The sequence below is a fragment of the Marinovum algicola genome, assembly GCF_900109145.1.
Classification (GTDB): Bacteria; Pseudomonadota; Alphaproteobacteria; order Rhodobacterales; family Rhodobacteraceae; genus Marinovum; species Marinovum algicola.
Genome location: NZ_FNYY01000006.1, coordinates 56,128 through 75,606 on the forward strand (window position 1 = coordinate 56,128; position 19,479 = coordinate 75,606).

A 19,479-nucleotide genomic window follows, 5' to 3' on the forward strand; every position below is an offset into this window, starting at 1 on the left:
GTCAGATATGTGCGCGCGAAAACCGCGCTGCAAGCTCGATATGGCTGGACCAGCGGAATTGGTCCACCACCTGCACCCAGTCGAGCAGATAGCCGCCGGCCCGCAGCACCGCCGCATCGCGCGCGAAAGTGACCGGGTTGCAGGAGACAAAGCCCAGCACCGGCACCTTGCTTTCCGCGATCTGGCGCACCTGCGCCTCGGCCCCGGCGCGCGGCGGATCGAGCACCAGCGCGTCGTACCGCTCCAGCTCCTGCGGCAGCAGCGGGTTGCGAAACAGGTCGCGGGCTTCGGTGGTGACCTTCTTCAGCCCCTCGGCCTTGCGCCAGCCCCCGTCGAGCGCCCGCAGCATCGCGGCCTCGCCCTCGACCGCATGCACCTCGGCGCCGCGCGCCAGCGGCAGGGCGAACGTGCCGCAGCCGGCAAAGAGATCGGCGATATGGCCGGCCCCGCCCACCGCTTCGATCATCGCCGCCGTCAGCACCGCCTGGCCATGGGCGGTGGCCTGAAGAAAGGCGCCGGGCGGCGGGACGACACGGATGCCGTCAAAGCGCTGGCCCGGAGGGGTGCGCATGGCGATCGGCTCGTCCTCCCAGACCAACCGGGCGATCCGCTGCTGGCCGGCCAGCTCCGCCAGCGCCACCTCGAGCGCGCGATCCAGCGGTTTGCCGCCCCGGGCCAGCACGTCCAGCCCGTCCTCTGACAGGGTGATCTGTACCGACACTTCGCCCTTGCGACTGCCACCCAAGGCCGCCAGCGCTTCGGCCAGCGGGCGTGCGGCCAGCAGATCGGGATGCAGCAGGTGGCAATCGGGGATCTCGACGATCACACCCGAGGCACGGCCGTGAAAACCCGCCATCGCGCCTTTCTTGGTGCGCCGGGCGGAAAAGGTCGCCCGCCGGCGGCTCTGCGCCGGCGAGGTGGCGATGGGGCGAAAAGCGGCCTCGATGCCCTGGGCCGACAGCGCGCGGATGACGATGTCCTGTTTCCAGCCGGCGACGAAGTCATCCGAGGCATGCATCAGCTGACAGCCGCCGCAGGCCTTGAAATGGCGGCAGGGCGGCGCCACGCGATGCTCCGAGGGTGCGAGGATTCTGACGTCGCGCAGCCGGTCCCCCTCAACGGTGCCGCTGACGGTCTCGCCGGGCAGGGTCAGGGGCGCAAACAGCGGGCCTTCGGCGATGCCGTCGCCCTGATGGCCGAGGCGGAGTATGTCATGCTGGGTCATGCCCGGGCTTTTGCCTGCAATCGCCGGCGCTGTCGAGAGAGGCGAGAAAGGCCCGCACCGCCCGCGGCGAGCGCAACACATGCCCCGGCAGGCCCGGACGCACACCGATCAGCCGGGCCAGGATGGATTTGCCGCCGCCCGGCTGGCCGACGATCGTGATCCGCTTCATTCCGCGGCTTCGACCAGGTTGAGGAACCCGCCCGACTGCCGCTCCCAGTAGCGCGCGTAGAGCCCGCCCTTGTCGAGCAGCACCTCGTGGCTCCCCTCTTCGACGATCCGGCCCTTGTCGAGCACGACGATGCGGTCCATCCGCGCGATCGTCGAGAGACGGTGGGCGATGGCCAGCACGGTCTTGCCCTCCATCACCCGTTCCAGCGCCGATTGGATCGCCGCTTCGACCTCGCTGTCCAGCGCGCTTGTCGCCTCGTCCAGCACCAGGATCGGCGCGTCCTTGAGGATGGCCCGGGCCAGCGCGATCCGCTGCCGCTGGCCGCCCGACAGCTTGACCCCGCGTTCGCCCAGATGCGCGTCATAGCCGGTGCGATGCTCGTGGTCCTCGAGATCGAGGATGAAATCATGCGCCTCGGCGCGTTCCGCCGCCGCGATGATGTCTTCCTCGGTGGCGTCGGGCCGACCATAGGCGATGTTGTCGCGCGCCGACCGGTTGAACATGGCGGTTTCCTGGGTGACCATGCCAATCTGGCGCCGCAGGCTCTCCTGAGTGACGCCGGCAATGTCCTGCCCGTCGATGCAGACCTCGCCCTTTTCGGCGTCGTAGAGCCGCAGGAGCAGCGCCACCAGCGTCGATTTGCCGGCCCCCGAGGCGCCGACGATGCCAAGCTTTTCCCCCGGCGCGATTTCAAGGCGGATGTGCTCGACCCCGCCGATATCGCGGCCATAGGCAAAATCCACGTCGCGAAAGGCGATCCTACCGTCGGTCACCTTTAGCTGCGTGGCATTGGCAACATCGGTCAGCCCATGCGGCGGGGTCAGCGTGCGCATGCCGTCCTCGACCTCGCCGACATTGGCATAGAGGCCCATCAGCGTGAACGAGACCCAGCCGGTCATCTGCGCCAGCCGCAGGCTGACCGCGCCGGTAGCGGCAATATCGCCCGCGCTGACCAGCCCGCGCGACCAGTACCAGAGCGCGCCGCCCACCAGCAGCACCGGCAGAACGCCGGCCAGCGCCATCAGCCAGAACCGGAACTGCACCGAGACCTGGCCGAAATCGAGCTGTCGGTCGCGAAACCGCGCCATCGCGCCCAGCGCCGCCTGATCCTCGTGATCGGCGTGGGCGAACAGCTTGACCGTCTTGATGTTGGTCACCGTATCGACGACCTGGCCGGTCACCATTGCCCGCGCCGAGGCCCGCGCCTTGGAGCGCAGGCGGATCCGCGGCATGAAATAGCGGATCATCAGCAGGTAGCCGGCGATCCACAGCAGGAGCCCAAGGGCGATCCGCGCATCGACGGTGCCCAGCAGCAGGATCGAGCCCACCACCGAAGCCAGGGCAAAGAGCACCGTATGCACCACCTCGACGACCACATCGGTGATGGCGCGGGCGGTCTGCATCTCCTTTTGCGCGATCCGGCCGGCAAAATCATTGTCGAAAAAGGTGACATCCTGCCCCAGCGTGAAGCGATGCAGCCGCGACAGCACGAGGCTGAGCAGATTGGGCTGCAACACGATCGATTGCAGCCAGGCCGAGGCCATCAGAACCAGCGGTCGCAGCAGCAGGAAAAACAGCGTGACACCGATCAGCAACCAGAGGTTTTCAGCAAAGACGCTCTCGGCCGTGCCGTTCAGCGCCGCGTCCACCACCAGCCCCAGGGTCATCGCCGCCAGCACCTCGAGCACCCCGGCAAAGGCCGAGGTCGCGCCGGCGATGCCGATCACGCCGAAGCTGCCCCTGAGCGCCCAGCGCAAAAAGGCGCCAAGGCTGCGCGGCGGCGGCGTATCCGCCTCGGCAAAGGGATCGATCCAGGATGGTGCCGTCATTCCGCTGCCTCCGTTTCTTCCGTCTTGCTCTGGTCTTCGACCGCCAGGAACCCGCCGGACTGGCGCGCCCAGAACCCGGCATATAGCCCGCCGCGGGCCAAAAGGTCGTCATGGCTGCCCTGTTCGACGATGCGGCCGTCATCCATCACCAGGATCCGGTCGAGCTGGGCAATCGTCGAAAGCCGGTGCGCGATGGCAATCACCGTCTTGCCGGCCATCATGCCGTAAAGCGTCGACTGGATCGCCGCCTCGACCTCGCTGTCGAGCGCGCTTGTCGCCTCGTCCAGGAGCAGGATCGGCGCGTCTTTCAGGATCACCCGCGCCAGGGTGATCCGCTGCCGTTGCCCGCCGGACAGCTTGACGCCGCGTTCGCCGACCTGCGCGTCATAGCCGCGCCGGCCTTTCTGGTCTTCGAGATCGAGGATGAACGCATGGGCCTCGGCCTGTTTGGCGGCGGCGATCATCTCGGCTTCGGTGGCGTCGGGGCGGCCATACAGCAGGTTGTCGCGGATCGAGCGGTGCAGCAGCGAACTGTCCTGTTGCACCATGCCGATCTGTCGCCGCAGGCTGTCCTGGGTGACCTGCGAGATGTCCTGCCCGTCGATCAGGATGCGGCCGCTTTCGGCGTCATAGAACCGCAGCAGCAGCTTCACCAACGTCGATTTTCCGGCGCCCGACCGGCCGACCAGCCCGATCTTTTCGCCCGGCGCGATGCTCAGGCTGATCCGGTCCAGCCCGCCGCGCCCGCGTCCGTAATGATGCGACAGCCGGTCCAGCTCGATCCGCCCGTCGCCGAGCTGCAAGGGCGTGGCCTCCGGCCCGTCGCGCAGGGCGATCGGCTGGGCGATGGTTTCCATGCCTTCCCTCACCACGCCCAGCTCGCGAAAGAACGAGGTCAGCGCCCACATGATCCAGCCGGTCATGGCATTGAGCCGCAGGGTCAGCGCCGTGGCGGCGGCCACCGCGCCGACACTGGCCAGCCCCTGCATCCAGAGCCAGAGCGCCCAGCCGACCACCCCGACGATCAGAAAGCCGTTCAGCAGGGTCAGCACCACATCCATGATGGTAAAGATCCGCATTTCGGCCTGAAAGGTCCCGCGCGCGCGCTCGATCGCCTCTTTGGCAAAGTCCATCTCGCGGCCATGGTGGGCAAACATCTTGACCGAATGGATGTTGCTGTAGGCATCCACCACCCGGCCTGTCACCTCGCTGCGGGCGTCGCTTGCCGCCTGCGAGGCGGGACCGACGCGCCTGATCGTCCAGCGGATCAGCAGACCGTACAACCCGAGCCAGGCCAGCAGCGGCAAGGACAGCCGCCAGTCGGCCTGCCCCAGCAGCACCACGGCGCCCACCGCATAGGCCAGCGAAAAGGTGATTGCGTCAAAGACCTGGAACACCGCCTCGCCGGCGGCGGGTGGCGTCTGCATGATGCGGTTGGCAATGCGGCCGGCAAAATCGTTCTCGAACCAGCCGACCGACTGGCGCAACACATGGGCATGGGCACGAAACCGGATCAGCGTGCCGAAATTCGGCAGGATGGTATTATTGAGCAGCGCCACATCCACCGCCTGCAACACCGGCCGCAGCACCAGCAGGAAGACCGCCAGCGCAATCAGCCAGCCGCCGTAGTCCTGCCACACCTGCTCTGGTGACCCCGCGAGGATGTCGACCACCCAGCCCATCGCCCAGATCAGCCCGATCTCGATCACCGCCACCACCACCGACATCACGGCGGCGACGGCAAAGACCCGTTTGAACGGCTGCGCATAGGCCAGGAGAAACGGCCAAAGCCGCTGGGGCGGATGATCCGAGGCGGGGTAGGCACAATAGGGATCGACAAGATTTTCGAAAAATTTGAACATGGAGCGCTCCTGCGAGCAAATGAGCAACTGAGCAACTGATGGACATGGCGTGGAACATCCACGCAAACAGAGAACGTGGCTTAGCCGTGGCGGAAGCTGATCTCTGTTTCCATGCTGCACTCTCCTGTTCAGATGCGCCTTTCATACCCCGACTGTGACGGTTTGTCACCCCCCGGGGGGGGCGGGTCAGTCCTTCCGCAGCAGTTCGTCGCGCGTCAGTTCGAAGCCGGAGGTGATCCAGAGCGTTTCGAGCAGCCGCAGTCTTTCGCCCAGCGCCGGGCCTTCGTACTCCGGCATAAGATCGGCGGCCCGGATCGGAAACACCGCGTTGGCGCCCTCTTCCATCTCGGCAAAGGCCTTGCGGTCGATATGTTCCTGCAAGAGCGCGGCGCGCAGGGCGAGCAGCTTCTCCGATTCCTCCGCGCCATGGCGATAGCCGATCTCGGCCGGCGGCGTGGCGGCGCCGACCTCGTGGCGAAAGAAGGCAAGCGCCTTGGCCTGGGCCTTCGACAGCCGCAGCCGCTCGGCCACATCCTCGCCGCCCAGCGCCGCCAGCCGCAACACCGGGTCGGGGGCAAGGCCGGCCTCGTCCTCGACATAGACCAGCGGCCCCAGCGCGGAAATGACGGCGCCCGGCAGGATGCGCAGCAGCACGCCGGCCTTGTCCATCGCCGCCACCGCGCGGGTCGGATCGGGGGCCGAGAGCAGCTTGATCATCTCGGCGCCGACACGTTCGCGCGACAGGGTTTCCAGCCCGTCGAGGTTGTCGGCAATCGCCGCCAGCGCCTCGCGGTCGAACCCGCCCTTTGCGCGACCATACCAGGCGTTGAAGCGGAAAAACCGCAGGATGCGCAGGTAATCCTCCCGGATGCGCGCCGCAGGATCGTCAATGAACCGCACGTGATGCGCCTTGAGATCGTCGAGCCCGCCCACCGGATCGCGCACCGCGCCCGAGGCATCGGCATAAAGCGCGTTCATGGTGAAATCGCGGCGCCGGGCGTCCTCTTCGATGCTATCGGCAAAGGCCACCACGGCACGGCGGCCATCGGTTTCGACATCCCGGCGATAGGTTGTGATCTCATGCGGCACCTTGTGCGAGATCACGGTGACCGTGCCATGATCGATGCCGGTGGGTACTGCCTGCAAACCGGCTGCGCGGGCCAGCTCCATCACCCGTTCGGGGCGCGCGTCGGTGCTGATGTCGATGTCCGCCACCGGTTCGCCCATCAGTGCGTTACGCACGCAACCGCCGACGAAATAGGCCGAATGACCGGCCTCGGTCAGCATCGCGCAGACCGCTTGGGTCGCCGGGGTGATCAGCCAGTCGCCTGTTATCCTCATGCCACCATCCTGTCTGCCAGCCCGCGCAGGATACGGGCCGTCGCACCCCAGATGTAATAGGGGCCGTAGGGCACAGTGTAATAGGACCGCCGTAGCCCGCGCCAGCGCCTTGATTGCACGGAAAACCGCGCCGGATCGGCGAAATGGGTGAGCGGCACGGTGAACACCTCGGCCACTTCGCCCGGTTCCGGCCGCGGGGTGAAATCGCCTCGGACCCGCGCCACCACCGGCGTCACCAGAAAGCTGGTCACCGTCTCATGCGTCGGCAAGAGGCCCAACACCTCGACCTGCGCCGGATCGAGCCCCACCTCCTCCTGCGCCTCGCGCAGGGCGGCAGCGGTGACATCGGCGTCGCCCTCATCCTGCTTGCCACCGGGAAAGGCGATCTGGCCGGGGTGATGCTTGAGCGCCGAGGAGCGTTTGGTCAGGATCACCTGCGGCACGCCGTCCTGCATGACAAAACCCGCAAGCACGCCGGCGGGGCGCAGCTTGCGGGATTGCGGAAGCTTGAAATCCGGGTTCAGATCGAAATCCGACGAGGCCGCGCCATCCCGGGACAGCGCGGCGACGAGCGGATCGAGCGGATCAATCGTCATTCGCCTCGAAACCCACGGTGGCGGGGTCGAGATCGTAATGCGCACCGCAGAACTGGCAGTCGGCGGTCACCCGGCCGTCTTCCGTGGTCATCTTTTCGATGTCCTTGGCGGAATAGATCGACAGGCTCTGCCGCACCCGATCCTCGGAACAGGTGCAGCCGAAATGCACCGGCTGGGTCGGATAGACCCGCGGCTGTTCCTCGTGAAACAGCCGCACCAGAAGATCGGTCGGCGGCACCTGCGGCCCGATCAGCTCCATCAGCTCGACCGAATCGAGCAGGATATTGGCGCGGTTCCAGTTCTCTGCCGTTTCTTCGTCATCCAGAAGATCATCGACGGTGAGCAACCCGCCCTCGCCGGAGCCGCCTTCGCCGCTGGCAAAGGGCGAGGCCTTGGGCATATGTTGCAACATGATGCCGCCGGCGCGCCAGCGCTCGGCCTCGCCGGGCTCGGTCGAGCGGCCAAAGCTCAGGTTGAACCGCGTCGGAAGCTGTTCCGACTGGGCGAAATAGCTTTCGGCACAGGCGCGCAGGGTGCCCCCGGCCAGCGGCGTGATGCCCTTGTAAGGCTGCATCCCCTGCCCCTGATCGATCATGATGGCGAAATAGCCCTCGCCGAGCTGGTCAAAGGGGTTGTTGCCCGACAGCCGCGCCGCATCATAGCTGGCATAGGCGCGGATGCGCGCCGGTTCGCCCTCTTTGCTTGGGCCGTAATAATCGGTGGCGATCATCCGCACCGGGCCGTTCGACTGCACCTGCAACGACAGTTTCCAGCGCAGCTTGACGGTCTGGCCGATCAGCGCGGTCAGCAGCGCCATTTCGGCCACCAGCGCCTCGACCACCGGGGGGTAATCGTGTTGTTTCAGGATGCCTTCCAGCACCCCGTCCAGCCGCGCGACGCGGCCGCGGATGTCCGAGCGGTCAAGCTGAAACGGCAGGACGGTATCGTCCCAGGCGATGGCATTCACAGAGATCATGGGAGTTCCTTGTTGCCCAGATTTGGCATATCGCCTCTATATAGCCGTGAAAGCGCAGCATTAAAGGGGTATGCCATGATCCGCCGCGTCGGCACCGCACCAGCCCGGGACAAGCGCCACCGGCTGCGCCCCGGGGTCTATGCGCTGCTGCCGATCGGGAACCGGCTGCTGCTGACTTGGCAGAGCGGATCGGACGAGCCGCTGCAATTGCCCGGCGGCGGCATCGATCCCGGCGAGGCGCCGGTCGCGGCGCTGCATCGCGAAGTGCGCGAGGAAACCGGCTGGAAGATCGCTGCGCCGCGCCGGATCGGGGCCTGGCGGCGATTTGTCTTCATGTCGGAATACGACCTCTGGGCCGAAAAGCTCTGCACCATCTACCTTGCCCGCCCGGTGCATCGCCTGGGCCCACCCGAGGAAGCCGGTCACAGGGTGCGGGTCGTGCCGATGGCCGACGCCGGGCACTGGCTGTCGAACCCGGTGGACCGCGCCGCGCTCCGCCGTGTCAGAGCGACGCCGGGCCTGTTGGGCTAGAACTCCAGCAGGGCGGCAGAGATATCGTCCGGGAAATCCTCGCTGCCGGTGCTTTCCGCCAGGGTCCAGACCATCGCCTCGAGAAACTCGCGCCCCGGCAGGTGGTGCAGATCGCCGGCCAGCCGGATCAGCCCCTCCTCCTCGAAGAACCCGCCGCCGGCGTCGGGGCATTCGGTGATGCCGTCGGAATACAGCAGCAGCCGGTCGCCCTTGTTCAGATCGATCTCGAACCGGTCAAACGCCGCGTCTTCGATCAGCCCGACCGGCAGGCCGCCAGCACCGATCAGCTCGATCCTGTTGTCGGCCCGTTGCACCAGCGGATGCGGATGCCCGGCCTGGGCCAACCGCACCCGTCCCGAGGCAAGATCGACATCGGCCAGCAACATGGTGAAGTAATGCTCGGTCTCCATCTCCTCGAGCACCAGTCGGTTGAGCCGCCCGATCACCTGGTCGGGCGGATGCATCGCATAGGCGCCCTCCTCGGTCTCATACAGAGCGACGTTCTGATCCGGGGTCGTGGCCGAGAGATAGCCGGCCAGCCGGGCCGTCATCAGCGCCGAGGAAATGCCATGGCCCGAAACGTCGATCGCATAGATGCCCAGCCGCGTCTTGCCGACCGGGAAGAACCCCACCAGATCGCCGCCGACATGGCCCGAAGGCCGCAGCAGCAGCGACAGATCGGCATTGCCGAACCGGCGATACCGGTCGCGCACCAGCGATTGCTGAAGCTTCTTGGCCTCGATCAGATCATTGTCGAGCGCATCGTAAAGCCCCTGCAATTCGGTCAGCGTGCGCGAGATCACCCGGTTCTGCTCGCTCAGCTGGCGCTGCATCTCGAGAATGCGCTCGCCGGCGGTGATCCGGGCGCGCAGCTCGTCGACATAGACCGGTTTCGTCAGGAAATCATCGGCGCCATTGTCGAGCCCGCGCGCCACCGCGCCTTTCTCGCTCTTAGACGTGAGCAGGATGAAATAGCCATAGCCGTCCCGCTCCATCGCGCGAAACCGCTTGCAGAATTCCAGCCCGTCCATGCCCGGCATCATCCAGTCGCTGAGCACCAGATCGGGCGGATTGGCCTCGCACAGCGCCAGCGCCTCCTGCCCTCCGGCGGCCACATCGACGATATAGCCCTGCCGAAGCAACGAAGCCGAGAGGATCTTGCGCTGCATCTTGCTGTCATCGACAACCAGAATGCGCGGGCGCCGGGCGCTGACCCCGGCCGAAAGGGTATGTCTGGCTGCCAAATCCAATGGTCGCTGATTCCGTCCTGCGTGTTCCTTTCCCCCGGTATGACCTGTCGGCCTTAACCCGGAATGAAGGCCGGAAATTTCCGAAAATCCGCGCGGATTCGGCAACCAAATCTTAGCCTCGTGCGCGTAGAACCCTGACCAGTAACCAGGAGAAGTGTATAATGATTGACTGGTCCCGGGTCTCCGAGCTCCGCGAGGAAGTGGGAGAAGAGGATTTTGCCGAAGTGGTCGAGCTGTTCCTCGACGAGGTCGACGGCGTGATCGGCACGCTTGCCCCCGAAACGGCCGATCTCGAGGCGCAGCTGCATTTCCTCAAGGGCAGCGCGCTGAACCTCGGGTTCGCGGCCTTTGCGGCGCTGTGCCAAGCGGGCGAAACCGCGGCGAATGCCGGCCAGGGCGAGCGGGTGGACGTCGCCGCTATCCGCGACGCCTATGCCCGTGCGCGCAGCGAATTCGCCAGCGGGCTGACCACCCGCCGCGCCGGTTAGTCGGCGCCGATCAGAAAGACCTGGACATCGGCCACGTTGGTGCCGGTCGCCCCGGTCATCAGCAGGGCATCGGCCCGGCGCAACGCCTCGAAGCTGTCGTTGTTGGCCAGCAGCGCCTGCGCCTCGGCGCCGATCGCCGCAGCGGTGCCGGGGCCGACAATACCGCCGGCGGCATCGGTCGGGCCGTCGCGCCCGTCGGTGCCGCCGGAGAGAAACAGCCAATTGGCCGGCAGATCGAAATTCCCCGCCGAGAGCGCGACCCGCAGCGCCAGCTCCTGGTTGCGGCCGCCACGTCCGTCGCCGCGCAGGGTGACCGTGGTCTCGCCGCCAAAGATCAGCGCCTGCGGCGTGCCTTTCGGAGCAGCCGCCGCGGCGCGCAGCACCTGCTGGGCGGCATCGTCCACATCGCCTTCGAGCGCGTCCGACACGATCCGCGCCGTCCCCCCCTCGGCCGCCGCAAGCATCGCCTCGAGGCTCTTGCGGTTCGAACCGATCAGATGGTTTTGCGCCGCCGGCGTCTCCGGCGTCGGGGCCTCGGCCGAAAGATGTGCCCGCACCGAGGCCGGGCAGGCCTCCCAGACGCCGGCCTCTTGCAGCACCGCCCTGGCTTCGGCACGGGTGCCGATCGGGCCGACGGTGGGGCCCGAGGCAATGGCGCGCAGATCGTCGCCGATCACATCCGACAGGATATAGGCGGTCACCGGCGCCGGCGCGGCCTGGCGCGACAATCCGCCCCCCTTGAGCCGGGACAATTGCTGCCGCACCAGGTTCATCCGCACGATATCGAGCCCGGCGCCCAGCAACAGGCGGTTGACCTCGGCCTTGTCTTCCAGCGTCACGCCCTCGACCGGGGCGGGCACCAGCGCCGACCCGCCACCAGAGACCAGCACAGCCACGGCATCCTGTGGCCCCAGCGACGACAACCGCGAGATAAGCTCTTGTCCGGCCCTCAGTCCGGCGGCATCTGGCACCGGATGCGCGGCGCGGATCACCTCGGCCCCGGGCACGTCCATGTCGTTTTCGTAATGCGTGATCGCCAGCGCGGGAACCGCGCCATCCAGATGCGCCAGCGCCTCGCGCAGCATCGCCGGGGCGGCCTTGCCGATGGCGATGACATGCAGCTGCCCGTCCGGTTGCGGCAGCGGATGCGCGGCCAGGGCGCGGCGCAGGGCAATCGCCGGATCGGCGGCCTCGACCGCCTTGTCGAACAGGTGCAGGGCGCATTGGCGCAAATCGGACGTCATGAAGCAATCTCGCATTGGCTGATAACAGTGCCGGCCCGCCAGTGCTGCGCAATCTCGAAAACGCAGCCTGCCGGCCAGCCCGTTGATAGGGGTTTTGTCAGGCGCAAGGCCAGTCCATCCGGTCGAATTTCGGCGATTTCGGCGTGATCGAAGCCGAAAAACCGCCCGACGCGCGGAAACAGCGCCTTGTAGAGCGCCTCCTTGGCGGAAAACACTGCGGTGGCACCGGCGGCATCCGGCGTCGCTCCCAGATGCACCCTGTCGCCCGGCGTCAGCACCGAATGACAGATCGCGCGCACGGCGCGTGGATCGGCCAGCGCCTCGAGATCAAGACCAAGGGTCGCCGCCCCCTGCCCCAGCCAGACGCCGACCATGCCGTGACTGTGCGAAATCGAGCCCTGAATGCCCCGGGGCCAGACCGGCGCACCATGGGAATCGCGGCCTACCGCACCGGTCGCCCCCAACCGCGCCAGCGCCTGCCCCGCCAGCGCCCGCCCCGCGAGGAATTCGGCCCGCCGCTTCGGCACGGCACGCGACAGGAAATCGGGCAGGGCCAGCCCGGCAACGGCATAATCGCTGTCGCGATAACGGGCGATGTCGTATTGCGCGAACAGCAGGCAGCGCCCGGCGCCCTGCGGCCACAGCTCGGGCTCGGAGAGGAAATCCGGCAGCTTATCCGGAAAAGGTGCCAAAATGCCCGCCCTGAAAGATCAGCGGATCGCCCTCGCGATAGCTCAGCTGGTCGACGCGGCCGACGATCACCGAATGATCGCCCACCGCCACCGTCTGTTCGAGCCGGCATTCGAACACCGCCAGCGCATCGCGCAACACCGGTGCGCCCAGCGCCCCGGCAAAGGAATTGGCCTCGGTGAAATGCCCGCCATCCTTGGCAAACACCATCGCCAGTTCGTATTGCCCGGAATGCAGTACGTTGATCGCATAGGTCCTGGCGCCGCTGAACACGTCATAGCGCTGCGAATTGTCGGCCAGGCACCAGAGCACCAGCGGCGGATCGAGCGACACCGAGGTGAAGGAATTCACCGTCATCCCGGTGGGGCCGTCGTCGGTCATCGTGGTGATGACGGTGACCCCTGTCGCGTACTGGCCCAGCGCGCTGCGGTAGAGCCGCCGGTGCGCCTCATCGGGCCGGAACGGGATGGGTGTCAGCATGGGCATGGTCCAGACAGGGCTTTCATAGGCTCTTCGCATTCACGGGCTCCACGGTAAAGCATGCTCCGCCATATACCGTGAATACCGGGCGAAAATGGGGCGAATTCGCCGCGAGGCAAGCCTAGTCGACGCCGCGCCCCTCGACGCAATGGCCATAGACCGTGGTCAAGAGCGAGATCCCGATCATCGTGGCAAACCAGCCGACGACGATGGAATAGACCAGGCTGAGCAGCGAATTCGGGTCGCCGGACAGCATCGTCGGGATCTGCAACGCCAGCGAGCCGAGGATCATCAGCCCGGCCAGCCCGACGATGGTGCCGGCCTCTCCACGCGTCGCCTCCCAGGCTTCGCGAAAGCCCAGGCTGTTGCCCAGCGCGATGGCCGGCAGGATCGGCGAAAGGCGGAAGAACACGAAAGAGGCCACCCCCACGGTGACCGCCAGCATCAGCACCGGCGGCAGGATCACCGCGCTGATCGCGCCCACCGGCACCGCCGCCAGCGCCACCACCAACCCCAGGAGCACCGAGCGCCAGAGATAGCCGGGGATCGCTGCGCCGGGCCAGTTCGGAAGCCAGCCCGCCGGCTCTTCGCCCAGAAGCACATAGCGATGCCAGGCCACCGCGATCCAGAGCGACGCCAGAAGCGCGGCAATGCCCAGCAGCAACATGACAAACCCTTCGCCGGCGGAAATGTCGGGATAGGGGATTCCGTCGGGGCCCTGCACCATTTCGCCGCTATTGGCCGAAAAGGTGTAGATCTGCGAGATCGCCTGCACCGAATAAAGCACCAGCGAGACCCTGAGCGCCACATCGAGATTGTTGATCACAAGCCGCAGGGAATGGACGAACATCGACCAGGCTTTCATCTGTCGCTCCTCGGACACCGGTTTCGGGCGCACATTGGGCGTAAGCCGAACCAAGGTCAACGCCGCCACCTTGCCCCGCGCCCGAAAACCCGGTATCGCGCTTGCGTCTTTCAAGAAGGAAACGCCCATGTCCGCGCCCAAGAAAGTTGTCCTGGCCTATTCCGGTGGCCTCGATACCTCGATCATCCTGAAATGGCTTGAAACCGAGTATGGCTGTGAGGTCGTGACCTTCACCGCCGATCTGGGCCAGGGCGAAGAGCTCGAACCGGCGCGCAAGAAGGCCGAGATGATGGGCGTCAAGGAGATCCACATCGAGGATCTACGCGAGGAATTCGTGTCCGACTTCGTGTTTCCGATGTTCCGCGCCAATGCGGTTTACGAAGGGCTCTACCTGCTCGGCACCTCGATCGCCCGCCCGCTGATCTCCAAGCGACTGGTCGAGATCGCCGAAGCCACCGGCGCCGATGCCGTGGCCCACGGCGCCACCGGCAAGGGCAATGATCAGGTGCGCTTCGAGCTGGCCTGCTATGCGCTCAACCCCGATATCAAGGTGATCGCGCCCTGGCGCGAATGGGATCTGACCTCGCGCACCCGTCTGCTGGAGTTTGCCGAGGCGCATCAGATCCCCGTCGCCAAGGACAAGCGCGGCGAAGCGCCGTTTTCGGTCGATGCCAACCTGCTGCACACCTCGTCCGAGGGCAAGGTGCTGGAAGACCCCGCCGAAATGGCACCGGATTATGTCTATCAACGCACCGACGATCCCGTCGGCGGGCCGGACCAGCCGGAATACATCGAGATCACCTTTGAAAAAGGTGACGCCGTGGCGATCAACGGCACCGCCAAGAGCCCGGCAACGATCCTGACCGAGCTGAACGAATACGGCCGCAAACATGGCATCGGCCGTCTGGATTTCGTCGAGAACCGCTTTGTCGGCATGAAGTCGCGCGGCATCTACGAGACCCCCGGCGGCACCATCCTGCTCGAGGCGCACCGCGGCATCGAACAGATCACGCTGGATTCCGGCGCTGGTCACCTCAAGGATTCGATCATGCCGCGCTATGCCGAGTTGATCTACAACGGGTTCTGGTTCTCGCCCGAGCGCGAGATGCTGCAAGCGCTGATCGACAAGAGCCAGGAGCATGTCTCGGGCACGGTCAGGGTGATGCTGTTCAAGGGCATGGCGCGCACCGTCGGCCGCTGGTCGGATCATTCGCTTTATTCCGAGGCGCATGTCACCTTCGAGGACGACGCCGGCGCCTATGACCAGAAGGATGCGGCGGGCTTCATCCAGCTCAATGCGCTGCGGCTGAAGCTTCTTGCAGCACGGGACCGCCGATTGAAGGGCTGACGGCCCCGCACCTTACTCGTTAAAACGCTTCGGCAGGGCTCACGGTCCCTGCCGAGCGTGCCAAGCCAACTCTACTGTGCGGTAATGGTTCCCATCACGAGCTTGTCATCCACGCGGATCGGGCCGTCTTCCTTGGCGCCGAGCGTGTATTCGAAAACGCCGGTTTCCATCCCGCCGGCTTCGCTGTGAACCATCAGCATCAGCATGTCGCCCGAGGCCACGTCTTCTTGCAGAATGGCGGCGACATCCATGGTTTCCCCCATGCGGATCGGCGCATAAGCGACAACCGGGCCCGGCTTCATGTCGGTGTCGGTGCGGTGCACCACCAGCCAGCCGTTCTCGGACGCAGTGACCTTGTCGGCCGACACGACGCCATTGGAAAGGTCCTGATCAACCGCCTCGACGGCGGGGGTCATGCCGTGACCGCCGGCAAAGGCAGCGGTGGCGGACAGGGTGGCGGCGGCAAGGCTCAGTGTAAAACGGGTCATCGTCAAGTCTCCTTGGAAATCTGTTTTCACGTCCGGATCGCGTCCGGCGTTCACAGCTACGTGGCCGGTCCGGCAATAGTTTCATGTTGTCTGGGAATGTTTGGCGAATGCGGTCGGTCACACCGTCTCACCTCTGCGTGACAGGGGGCGGTGGCGGCTTGCCTGACGTGCCGCTTTTGCAACAGGCTTGGCGCAGGAGGTATCACCCATGTCCCGTTTCTCATCGCTCAAGCCAGCGCTGCTGGCAGCCCTGATCGCCCTCGGACTGATCGTGCATTCCGGAAAGGCCCGCGCCGCGGAGACCGAGGTACTGACGGTCGCCGGCGGCTGTTTCTGGTGCGTCGAGGCTGATTTCGAAAAGGTCAGAGGCGTGGCAGAGGTGGTCAGCGGCTATACCGGCGGCAACGTGGAAAACCCCAGCTACAAACAGGTGACCCGCGGCGGCACCGGCCATTACGAGGCGGTGCAGATCCGCTATGATCCCGATCAGGTCAGCCGCGCGCAGCTGCTCGGCCTGTTCTTCCGCTCGATCGACCCGACCGACGCGGGCGGCCAGTTCTGTGACCGGGGCAACAGCTACCGCACCGCCGTCTTTGTCGAAAATGCCCAGGCCAGAGCCGAAGCCAGCCGCGCCAAGGCCGAGGCGCAGGCAGCGCTTGGACAGGAGATCGTGACCCCGGTGCTCGACGCCAAACCCTTCTATCTGGCCGAAGACTTTCACCAGAATTACTACAAATCGAGCAAATCCACGCTCACCCGCTTCGGCTATATCTCGCGGGCCGATGCCTACAAGCGTTACCGCGAGGCCTGTGGCCGCGATGATCGCGTGCGCGCGCTCTGGGGCGAAGACGCGCCTTTTGTCGGCGGTTGATCAGGGGCGGAAGTCTTCCAGATCCCTGAGATCGGGGATGACATCCGCCGTGCCCTGCCGGGTCACCATCAGCGCCCCGGCGCGCTGGGCCCGGCCGATTGCCTGTTCCATCGGCATGCCCCGGTCGAGCCCGGCCACAAGATAGCCGGTAAAGGTGTCGCCGGCCCCGGTGGTATCGACCGCCGCGACCTTGATCCCGGGATAATGCCGGTCGCTGCCGCTCTGGCACTCCAGATGCCGACAGCCCTCGGCCCCGAGGGTGACCACGATATCGGAAATCCCGAGATCGCCCAGCCCCCGCCCCAACGCTGCCTCCAGCTGCGCCGCCTCGACCTGATTGAGCACAAGGAGATCGATCCGGTCGATCACGCCGTGCACCGCTTCGGCATCGAAAGGCGCCGCGGCATAGACCACACGCATGCCTTTCTGCTGTCCGAGGCCGGCGGCAAAGCTCTGAAGGTTGGTTTCGTTCTGGAACATCAGGCTGTCCGACGGGGTCGCCCCGGCCAGCGCCGCCGTCACCTGCCCCTGCCCCAGCGCGACATTGGCACCGGGGTAAAGCACGATCTGGTTTTCGCCCGCCGCGTCGATCAGGATGATCGCATGGCCGGTGGTGTCCCCCAGCTCGGCGATATGGCGGGTGTCGACGCCATATTCCAACAGGCGCTCGACCGCCCAGCGCCCATCCGTGCCGACCGCGCCGATATGCACCACATGCCCGGCCGCCCGCGCCGCCGCCACTGACATGTTGGCGCCCTTGCCGCCCAGCCCGCGGCGAAATTCGGTCGAGGCCAGGGTCTCGCCCGGCGCCGGCAGATGCGGCAGGTGATAGAAGAGATCGGCATTGATCGAGCCGAGGTTGAAGATGGTCACGCCGCTCCCCTTTCACCTTGCCTGCTGCGCCCGGTCACGGGCGAAACCCTCCACCGGAGGGTTTCCGTATGCCCGCTCACCCCACCTTGCAGGCGGCCAGTATCGCCATGTTCAGGATGTCATTGGCGGTCGAGACAGACGAACATATCTGGATCGACTTGTCGACGCCGGCGAGGATCGGCCCGATCACCGTGGCGCCTGCCATTTCCTGCATCAGCTTGGTCGAGATCGAGGCCGAATGCCGCGCCGGCACCACGAGGATATTGGCCGGACCGGTCAGCCGCGAGAACGGATAGGCCTTTTGCGCCTGGGCGTTCAGCGCCACGTCGACGGTCATTTCGCCTTCGTATTCAAAGCTCACGCCGCGCCGGTCCAGCACCTTGGGCGCGAGCAGCATCTTGGTCGCCCGTTCCGACACCGGGTAGCCAAAGGTCGAAAAGCTGACAAAGGCGACCCGGGGTTCCAGCCCCAGATGCCGCGCCACATCGGCCGAGCGTTCGGCGATGGTGGCGAGATCCTCTTCGTCGGGCCATTCCTGTACCAGCGTATCGCCGATCAGCACGATCCGTCCCTTGTGCAACAGCGCCGTCACGCCGACGGCGCCATGCTCGGCATCGGCGTCGAAGACGTAGTTCATCCGCTCCAGCACATGCGCCGATTTGCGCGTCGCGCCGGTGATCAGCCCGTCGCCATGGCCATGCGCCAGCATCAGCGCGGCAAAGACATGCCGGTCGCGCGCGGCGAGGCGATGGATATCCTTCTCGTCGTGACCCTTGCGTTGCAGGCGGCTGTACAGGAAATCTTTGTAAGTCTCGAGATAGCGGGTATTGGCAGCGTTGACGATTTCCAGCTCGCGGGCCGCATCGCCCATGCCAGCGGCCTGAAGCTTGGCCCTTACATCGTCGTCACGGCCGACCACCAGCGCCTTGCCCAGCCCGTTGCGCTGATACATCACCGCGGCGCGCAGCACCCGGGGATCGTCGCCTTCGGCAAAGATCATCCGCGCCTGATTGGCGCGCGCACGCGCATTGATGCCGCGCAGGATCGAGGCGGTGGGATCGAGCCGCGACTTCAGCGACAGCTCATAGGCTTCCATGTCGACAATCGGCCGCCGCGCCGCGCCGGTGTCCATGCCGGCCTTGGCGACGGCGGGCGGAATGCGGTGGATCAGACGCGGGTCGAACGGCGTCGGGATGATGTAATCGCGGCCGAAGGTCAGGTTCTTGCCATAGGCCAGCGCCACCTCGTCGGGCACATCCTCGCGCGCCAGCTCCGCCAGCGCTTCGGCGCAGGCGATCTTCATCTCGTCGTTGATTGCGCGGGCATGCACGTCAAGCGCGCCGCGAAAGAGATAGGGAAAGCCCAGCACGTTGTTGACCTGGTTCGGGTAATCCGAGCGGCCGGTGGCGACGATGGCGTCCGCGCGCACCTCATGCGCCTCTTCCGGGGTGATTTCGGGATCGGGGTTGGCCATGGCAAAGATCACCGGATCCTCGGCCATGCTCATCACCATCTCCTGGGTCACCGCGCCCTTGGCCGACACGCCAAGGAAGACATCCGCCCCCTTCATCGCCTCTTCCAGCGTGCGTAGATCGGTGTTGGCGGCATGCGCCGATTTCCACTGGTTCATGCCCTCGGTGCGGCCCTGGTAGATCACTCCCTTGGTGTCGCACATGATGCAGTTGTCCTGCTGCGCGCCCATGGATTTCACCAGTTCGAGACAGGCGATCCCCGCCGCCCCGGCGCCGTTCAGCACGATGCGGCAGTCCTCGATCTTCTTACCCGACAGATGCAGCGCGTTGATCAGCCCGGCGGCACAGATCACCGCGGTGCCGTGCTGGTCGTCGTGAAAGACCGGGATGTCCATCTCTTCCTTGAGCCGCTGCTCGATGATGAAACACTCGGGTGCCTTGATGTCCTCGAGGTTGATGCCGCCAAAGGTCGGCCCCATCAGCCGCACCGCGTTGCAGAAGGCGTCGGGGTCTTCGGTATCCAGCTCGATATCGATCGAATTGACGTCGGCGAAGCGTTTGAAGAGCACCGCCTTGCCTTCCATCACCGGTTTCGAGCCCAGCGCGCCAAGGTTGCCCAGCCCCAGAACCGCGGTGCCGTTCGAGATCACTGCAACCAGGTTGCCCTTATTGGTGTAGTCATAGGCAGTTTCCGGCTTGGCGGCGATTTCCTCGCAGGGCACGGCGACGCCAGGCGAATAGGCCAGCGACAGGTCGCGCTGGGTGGTCATCGGCACCGAGGGGGTGATCTCGAATTTGCCCGGTGCGGGCTCGAGATGGAAGGCAAGGGCCTCTTCGCGGGTGATCTTGGCTTTGGGCATTCACTGGCCTCCCTGTTTCCG

The 19,479-nt window shown here is 65.9% G+C and carries 19 protein-coding genes; 4 read left to right on the forward strand and 15 right to left on the reverse strand.

The features are described from left to right. Window position 1: 1 nt before the first annotated feature. The 7 genes from BMW90_RS10305 to hslO all read right to left on the reverse strand — a co-directional run bounded on the left by BMW90_RS10305 (window position 2) and on the right by hslO (window position 7,998). Window positions 2-1,225 (reverse strand): class I SAM-dependent RNA methyltransferase, encoded by a 1,224-nt coding sequence (locus BMW90_RS10305; protein WP_074836492.1) that lies wholly within the window; start codon window positions 1,223-1,225, stop codon window positions 2-4. Then, window positions 1,212-1,394: a hypothetical protein gene (locus BMW90_RS10310; protein WP_074836493.1), complete on the reverse strand. Its 183-nt coding sequence runs from the start codon at window positions 1,392-1,394 to the stop codon at window positions 1,212-1,214. The genes BMW90_RS10305 and BMW90_RS10310 overlap by 14 nt, the downstream gene beginning before the upstream one ends. Then, a complete protein-coding gene (locus tag BMW90_RS10315; RefSeq protein ID WP_074836494.1) occupies window positions 1,391-3,223 on the reverse strand; it encodes an ABC transporter ATP-binding protein in 1,833 nt (610 codons plus the stop codon). The genes BMW90_RS10310 and BMW90_RS10315 overlap by 4 nt, the downstream gene beginning before the upstream one ends. Then, window positions 3,220-5,085: an ABC transporter ATP-binding protein gene (locus BMW90_RS10320; protein WP_074836495.1), complete on the reverse strand. Its 1,866-nt coding sequence runs from the start codon at window positions 5,083-5,085 to the stop codon at window positions 3,220-3,222. The genes BMW90_RS10315 and BMW90_RS10320 overlap by 4 nt, the downstream gene beginning before the upstream one ends. A 186-nt stretch (window positions 5,086-5,271) precedes the next feature. Further along, a complete protein-coding gene (locus tag BMW90_RS10325) occupies window positions 5,272-6,426 on the reverse strand; it encodes a CCA tRNA nucleotidyltransferase (RefSeq protein WP_074836496.1) in 1,155 nt (384 codons plus the stop codon). After that, the gene (locus tag BMW90_RS10330) at window positions 6,423-7,022 is read right to left on the reverse strand and encodes a CoA pyrophosphatase (RefSeq protein ID WP_074836497.1); all 600 of its coding nucleotides are present in this window, start codon (window positions 7,020-7,022) and stop codon (window positions 6,423-6,425) included. The genes BMW90_RS10325 and BMW90_RS10330 overlap by 4 nt, the downstream gene beginning before the upstream one ends. After that, window positions 7,012-7,998 (reverse strand): Hsp33 family molecular chaperone HslO, encoded by a 987-nt coding sequence (gene hslO, locus BMW90_RS10335; protein ID WP_048533539.1) that lies wholly within the window; start codon window positions 7,996-7,998, stop codon window positions 7,012-7,014. The genes BMW90_RS10330 and hslO overlap by 11 nt, the downstream gene beginning before the upstream one ends. Window positions 7,999-8,073: 75 nt before the next feature. Between hslO and BMW90_RS10340 the strand changes: the two genes are divergently transcribed. Further along, on the forward strand, window positions 8,074-8,529 hold the full coding sequence (locus BMW90_RS10340) for an NUDIX domain-containing protein (RefSeq protein WP_048533540.1): 456 nt from the start codon (window positions 8,074-8,076) through the stop codon (window positions 8,527-8,529). On the opposite strand, the gene BMW90_RS10345 is transcribed toward BMW90_RS10340, so the two are convergent. After that, window positions 8,526-9,773, reverse strand: coding sequence for a PP2C family protein-serine/threonine phosphatase (locus tag BMW90_RS10345; RefSeq protein ID WP_274561908.1), 1,248 nt, complete (start codon window positions 9,771-9,773; stop codon window positions 8,526-8,528). The genes BMW90_RS10340 and BMW90_RS10345 overlap by 4 nt on opposite strands. Window positions 9,774-9,940: 167 nt before the next feature. Here BMW90_RS10345 and BMW90_RS10350 point away from each other — a divergent pair, with 167 nt between their 5' ends. Continuing rightward, window positions 9,941-10,267 carry an Hpt domain-containing protein gene (locus BMW90_RS10350; protein WP_048533542.1) on the forward strand — a complete coding sequence of 109 codons (327 nt, stop codon included), beginning with the start codon at window positions 9,941-9,943 and terminating at the stop codon, window positions 10,265-10,267. Here BMW90_RS10350 and BMW90_RS10355 read toward each other — a convergent pair. From BMW90_RS10355 to BMW90_RS10370, 4 genes are all read right to left on the reverse strand, one after another. Beyond that, window positions 10,264-11,511, reverse strand: a complete 1,248-nt coding sequence (locus BMW90_RS10355) for a glycerate kinase type-2 family protein (protein WP_074836499.1) — start codon at window positions 11,509-11,511, stop codon at window positions 10,264-10,266. The genes BMW90_RS10350 and BMW90_RS10355 overlap by 4 nt on opposite strands. After that, on the reverse strand, window positions 11,508-12,203 hold the full coding sequence (locus BMW90_RS10360; RefSeq protein ID WP_074836500.1) for a 4'-phosphopantetheinyl transferase family protein: 696 nt from the start codon (window positions 12,201-12,203) through the stop codon (window positions 11,508-11,510). Before BMW90_RS10360 ends, BMW90_RS10355 begins: the two co-directional genes overlap by 4 nt. Next, on the reverse strand, window positions 12,184-12,681 hold the full coding sequence (locus tag BMW90_RS10365) for a flavin reductase family protein (protein ID WP_211568864.1): 498 nt from the start codon (window positions 12,679-12,681) through the stop codon (window positions 12,184-12,186). The genes BMW90_RS10360 and BMW90_RS10365 overlap by 20 nt, the downstream gene beginning before the upstream one ends. A 121-nt stretch (window positions 12,682-12,802) precedes the next feature. Next, a complete protein-coding gene (locus BMW90_RS10370) occupies window positions 12,803-13,546 on the reverse strand; it encodes a hypothetical protein (RefSeq protein WP_074836606.1) in 744 nt (247 codons plus the stop codon). A gap of 127 nt (window positions 13,547-13,673) precedes the next feature. Between BMW90_RS10370 and BMW90_RS10375 the strand changes: the two genes are divergently transcribed. Beyond that, window positions 13,674-14,894, forward strand: a complete 1,221-nt coding sequence (locus tag BMW90_RS10375) for an argininosuccinate synthase (RefSeq protein ID WP_074836502.1) — start codon at window positions 13,674-13,676, stop codon at window positions 14,892-14,894. A 71-nt stretch (window positions 14,895-14,965) separates the two neighbouring features. On the opposite strand, the gene BMW90_RS10380 is transcribed toward BMW90_RS10375, so the two are convergent. Then, window positions 14,966-15,382, reverse strand: coding sequence for a DUF7282 domain-containing protein (locus BMW90_RS10380; RefSeq protein ID WP_048533548.1), 417 nt, complete (start codon window positions 15,380-15,382; stop codon window positions 14,966-14,968). Between the two features lie 208 nt (window positions 15,383-15,590). Between BMW90_RS10380 and msrA the strand changes: the two genes are divergently transcribed. Further along, on the forward strand, window positions 15,591-16,253 hold the full coding sequence (gene msrA / locus BMW90_RS10385) for a peptide-methionine (S)-S-oxide reductase MsrA (RefSeq protein WP_074836503.1): 663 nt from the start codon (window positions 15,591-15,593) through the stop codon (window positions 16,251-16,253). On the opposite strand, the gene BMW90_RS10390 is transcribed toward msrA, so the two are convergent. Continuing rightward, window positions 16,254-17,126: a ribokinase gene (locus BMW90_RS10390; protein WP_074836504.1), complete on the reverse strand. Its 873-nt coding sequence runs from the start codon at window positions 17,124-17,126 to the stop codon at window positions 16,254-16,256. It lies immediately after the preceding gene. A gap of 76 nt (window positions 17,127-17,202) precedes the next feature. Continuing rightward, complete coding sequence (locus BMW90_RS10395) at window positions 17,203-19,458, reverse strand: NADP-dependent malic enzyme (protein ID WP_048533551.1); 2,256 nt, start codon at window positions 19,456-19,458, stop codon at window positions 17,203-17,205. Window positions 19,459-19,479 lie beyond the last annotated feature (21 nt).

What these genes read in the sequence shown, in the direction of transcription:
- BMW90_RS10305 (WP_074836492.1), bottom strand. Translation starts at nt 1,225, where the DNA reads ATGACCCAGCATGACATACTCCGCCTCGGCCATCAGGGCGACGGCATC.
- BMW90_RS10310 (WP_074836493.1), bottom strand. Translation starts at nt 1,394, where the DNA reads ATGAAGCGGATCACGATCGTCGGCCAGCCGGGCGGCGGCAAATCCATC.
- BMW90_RS10315 (WP_074836494.1), bottom strand. Translation starts at nt 3,223, where the DNA reads ATGACGGCACCATCCTGGATCGATCCCTTTGCCGAGGCGGATACGCCG.
- BMW90_RS10320 (WP_074836495.1), bottom strand. Translation starts at nt 5,085, where the DNA reads ATGTTCAAATTTTTCGAAAATCTTGTCGATCCCTATTGTGCCTACCCC.
- BMW90_RS10325 (WP_074836496.1), bottom strand. Translation starts at nt 6,426, where the DNA reads ATGAGGATAACAGGCGACTGGCTGATCACCCCGGCGACCCAAGCGGTC.
- BMW90_RS10330 (WP_074836497.1), bottom strand. Translation starts at nt 7,022, where the DNA reads ATGACGATTGATCCGCTCGATCCGCTCGTCGCCGCGCTGTCCCGGGAT.
- hslO (WP_048533539.1), bottom strand. Translation starts at nt 7,998, where the DNA reads ATGATCTCTGTGAATGCCATCGCCTGGGACGATACCGTCCTGCCGTTT.
- BMW90_RS10340 (WP_048533540.1), top strand. Translation starts at nt 8,074, where the DNA reads ATGATCCGCCGCGTCGGCACCGCACCAGCCCGGGACAAGCGCCACCGG.
- BMW90_RS10350 (WP_048533542.1), top strand. Translation starts at nt 9,941, where the DNA reads ATGATTGACTGGTCCCGGGTCTCCGAGCTCCGCGAGGAAGTGGGAGAA.
- BMW90_RS10355 (WP_074836499.1), bottom strand. Translation starts at nt 11,511, where the DNA reads ATGACGTCCGATTTGCGCCAATGCGCCCTGCACCTGTTCGACAAGGCG.
- BMW90_RS10365 (WP_211568864.1), bottom strand. Translation starts at nt 12,681, where the DNA reads ATGCTGACACCCATCCCGTTCCGGCCCGATGAGGCGCACCGGCGGCTC.
- BMW90_RS10370 (WP_074836606.1), bottom strand. Translation starts at nt 13,546, where the DNA reads ATGAAAGCCTGGTCGATGTTCGTCCATTCCCTGCGGCTTGTGATCAAC.
- BMW90_RS10375 (WP_074836502.1), top strand. Translation starts at nt 13,674, where the DNA reads ATGTCCGCGCCCAAGAAAGTTGTCCTGGCCTATTCCGGTGGCCTCGAT.
- BMW90_RS10380 (WP_048533548.1), bottom strand. Translation starts at nt 15,382, where the DNA reads ATGACCCGTTTTACACTGAGCCTTGCCGCCGCCACCCTGTCCGCCACC.
- msrA (WP_074836503.1), top strand. Translation starts at nt 15,591, where the DNA reads ATGTCCCGTTTCTCATCGCTCAAGCCAGCGCTGCTGGCAGCCCTGATC.
- BMW90_RS10395 (WP_048533551.1), bottom strand. Translation starts at nt 19,458, where the DNA reads ATGCCCAAAGCCAAGATCACCCGCGAAGAGGCCCTTGCCTTCCATCTC.